Below are 3548 nucleotides of genomic sequence, written 5' to 3' on the forward strand. Positions count from 1 at the left end.
CATTCACCATGGTCATTGCTAATACAAAATAGGGGAGATTTTCAAAGTCATAAATGGAAACAACAAAAATGCCGATCCCTGATATAAGAAACTGAGCAATATTCCAAATAGTTAGCCCACCGAAGAACTTAATAAGCTCATCGATTTTACCTTGCAAACCAAATGAAAAATGATGTTTTTCAAAAGCACGAAACTGTTTGTACATAAACAAATATGAAAGCACATTAATCACAAAGTAACCGGACGCAATAGCAATTAAGCCATAGTCGGCTAAAGATACTACTGCGATACCAATAAACACTCTGGATATTAGATTAATATTTGCCGTGACATAGTTTTTTTCTATGCCAATGAAGTAACCAATGAAGACTGTAGAAAATATACCGAGAATAAACGAACCAAAAACCAATAGGAATGCGATTTTTGATTCAAAAATAATATCATTTGGAATGTTGGCGAATATCGATTCAAAGTTAGCTATAACGATAGTCAACAACAGTAAAAAAAATACAAAAATACACAGAATGATATTAAAGTAGTTATTAATAACTTTACTAAGCCCTAACTCATCCTTATTAAACTTAAATTGAGAGGTAAAGCGGCCTATCGTTATTTGCCCCGCCACACCAAAAATGCTAACAGCAATACCTGCTTGAAGGCATATGGACCAAACAGAGAACTCTTCTAAGCTGAGTATGTTTATTAAAAATGGCGATATTACAATGCCTAAGATAACATTTGAAAAACCATTGATTATATTAGCTAAAGAGTTTTTTAATAAGCGATTAAACCCGCTCATTAATTGGCTCTTAGTACTTTTGTAAACTCGGTAATCATTTCTTGTAAATCGACTAATACATTTCTAGGGTGATAACTTGGGATAATGTTCTTTATTGATGTTAGCTCTGTTGTAGGAAAAGACTCATTAGGAAAGTCAATTTCATGCCAGATAATTTCGCATTGTGTATGCTCTTGTAACACATCAGCAATTTGCTTTGCCGTTATGTTATAACCTGCTGCTACATTAATGGTCTGATTATGACATTGATCGGTTGACGCAATTGAGATACAGCTAGAGGCAACATCTTGTACAGATACGTAATCTTTAGCGTAATCCTTAGCTATATACATATCGACTTTGCCATGGTTAATCGCATTACGGGTAATAGCGGGTAGAAATAGCGGACTATTTAACGCCACGCCATAAACATTACTAGGCCTAACGATACAGACATTACGACCGCTTTTAAGGCATAACTCTTCTGCAACTAATTTAGTTAAATTAAATAGACGCCGGTTATCATCAACACATACCGTTAGGTTTGCTTGTTCATTAGCAGATGCTTGATTCATGTATACTCGAGTTGAAGATACATAAAGTAAACGTTCAAACTTTGCATGTTGCAGTAATTGAGCGAGTAAACTGACATTGGCTTCTAATACAGAAAAAGGGGTGTTTTTACAGTCGCCATTTCCGGCACAATATAAAACAATCCCGAGTTCGCGCTCTAACAGACTAGTGTCGTCTCTTGCTGGAACAAAAGTACTATGGCCTTGAGCTTGAAGTTGACTGACGATTTCTGAACCAATGAAACCACGGCCGCCAAAAACAGTATAAAGTGCCATTTATTGTCCCCACCCGTTAATGAGCTTATCTTTAATCGCGTCTAATGTAGGTTGAATCATGTCTTTATCAGATAATAGTGGATTGCTTAATGGCCATTGTATTTGCAAGCTTGGGTCATTCCACAATAAGCCACTTTCGTCTGATGGGTCATAGTAATCGGTGCATTTATATTGGAAGTCTGCGGTATCGCTCAGTACACAAAAGCCATGAGCAAACCCTGGTGGCACATAAAACTGTAACTTATTTTTCCCGGTTAACATTATCGCTTCATGCTGTCCGAATGTTTCAGAACCCGGGCGTAAATCAACCGCAACATCAAATACTTCCCCGTCTGTTACTGTGACTAATTTACCCTGAGGTTTTGTTTTTTGAAAATGCAAACCTCTAAGCACACCTTGGCTTGAACGAGAACGGTTATCTTGGACAAAGTCAGCATCTATTCCCGCAGCTTTGTAACGTTCAGCTTGAAATGTTTCATAGAAGAAATCTCTATCGTCACCGAATACTTTGGGTTCGATAATTAACAAATCTTTAATTTTTGTTTTAATAATATTCATATTGGTTTCTTTTTTGAAATTATTTTGTGATGTTCAATAAATATTGACCATAACCGGTTTTAGCTAAGGTTTGCGCAATGTCGCGTACTTGCTGCTTTGTTAACCAGCCCTGTAACAAGGCTATTTCTTCTAAACAAGCAATTTTGAAACCTTGTCTTTTTTCAACCGTCTGAACAAATTGTGACGCTTCTAACAATGAGTCATGGGTACCAGTGTCTAACCATGCAAAACCACGTCCTAATTGCTCAACGTTTAGGTTACCTTGATCTAAATATGCTTGGTTAACACAAGTAATTTCAAGCTCACCACGTACAGATGGTTTAACATTTTTAGCAATATTAACAACAGAATTATTGTAAAAGTAAAGTCCTGTAACAGCCCAGTTTGATTTAGGTGCTGTCGGCTTTTCTTCTATTGATAATGCTTTAAAGTTTTCATCAAACTCTACGACGCCAAAACGTTCTGGATCCATGACTTGGTAACCAAATACCGTTGCTCCAGCTAGATTTTGAACGGCATGCTTTAATTGTTTACCAAATGCTTGGCCAAAGAAGATGTTGTCGCCCAATGCCAAGCAGACATCATCCGAACCAATGAATGATTCACCTATAATAAATGCTTGAGCAAGGCCGTCTGGAGATGGTTGAACTTCATAAGTAAGGCTGATACCAAACTGGCTGCCATCACCTAACAAACGGATGAACCCATCTTGTTCTTCTGGCGTGGTAATGATGAGAATCTCGTTAATTCCCGCCAACATTAATACCGATAATGGGTAGTAAATCATCGGTTTGTCATAAATAGGCAGTAATTGCTTTGATACGCCTTTTGTTATTGGATGTAGTCTTGTACCTGAACCACCGGCTAAAATAATGCCTTTCATAAAACCTCGAATACAGATTTCAGTCTATGCTAGACCGAATCATAAAATTATAATGTCACCCACTAGCTTAACTGCATATTGCTGTAACCTATGCGTTAATACCTAGACGCTCACGTTGGTAACTGCCGTCTTGTACGTGCTGGCACCATAACTGATTATCTAAGTACCATTGAATGGTTTTGCGTAAGCCTGTTTCGAATGTTTCGACTGGTGTCCAGTTGAGTTCTTTACTCATTTTGCTGGCATCAATGGCATAGCGTCGGTCGTGACCAGGTCGGTCGGTAACATAAGTAATTTGGTCGGCATAAGGGCTATTTTTAGGCACTAAAACATCTAAAATTGTACATATCGTTTGTACAACTTCGAGGTTTTGTTTTTCGTTATGTCCGCCTATATTATAGGTCTCACCGATTTTACCTTCTGTGACCACTTTATAAAGTGCACGCGCATGATCTTCTACATATAACCAATCACGAATTTG

The 3548-nt window shown here is 37.6% G+C and carries 4 protein-coding genes and 1 pseudogene; all 5 read right to left on the minus strand.

Going from position 1 to position 3548, the window contains the following annotated elements; translation table 11 throughout:
• Positions 1 to 799 (minus strand): annotated as a pseudogene (locus CXF78_RS17240) (flippase); the annotation flags it as partial.
• Entirely contained in the window at positions 799 to 1626 is an 828-nt protein-coding gene (locus CXF78_RS17245) for an NAD-dependent epimerase/dehydratase family protein (RefSeq protein WP_102037451.1), read from the minus strand. The pseudogene CXF78_RS17240 and the gene CXF78_RS17245, both read right to left, overlap by 1 nt.
• Positions 1627 to 2184 (minus strand): dTDP-4-dehydrorhamnose 3,5-epimerase, encoded by a 558-nt coding sequence (gene rfbC / locus CXF78_RS17250; RefSeq protein WP_102037452.1) that lies wholly within the window; start codon positions 2182 to 2184, stop codon positions 1627 to 1629.
• Positions 2185 to 2203: 19 nt separating this feature from the next.
• The gene (gene rfbA / locus CXF78_RS17255) at positions 2204 to 3067 is read right to left on the minus strand and encodes a glucose-1-phosphate thymidylyltransferase RfbA (protein ID WP_102037453.1); all 864 of its coding nucleotides are present in this window, start codon (positions 3065 to 3067) and stop codon (positions 2204 to 2206) included.
• 88 nt (positions 3068 to 3155) lie between these two features.
• Positions 3156 to 3548, minus strand: a 393-nt coding sequence (locus tag CXF78_RS17260; RefSeq protein ID WP_145991536.1) for a GDP-mannose 4,6-dehydratase, incomplete at its 5' end; no start/stop codon positions are given.

This window comes from Shewanella sp. 11B5 (assembly GCF_002836795.1).
Taxonomy (GTDB): domain Bacteria; phylum Pseudomonadota; class Gammaproteobacteria; order Enterobacterales; family Shewanellaceae; genus Shewanella; species Shewanella frigidimarina.

Excerpts from the sequence above, each read along its gene's own strand:
- CXF78_RS17245 (WP_102037451.1), bottom strand. The coding sequence starts at position 1,626 with ATGGCACTTTATACTGTTTTTGGCGGCCGTGGTTTCATTGGTTCAGAA.
- rfbC (WP_102037452.1), bottom strand. The coding sequence starts at position 2,184 with ATGAATATTATTAAAACAAAAATTAAAGATTTGTTAATTATCGAACCC.
- rfbA (WP_102037453.1), bottom strand. The coding sequence starts at position 3,067 with ATGAAAGGCATTATTTTAGCCGGTGGTTCAGGTACAAGACTACATCCA.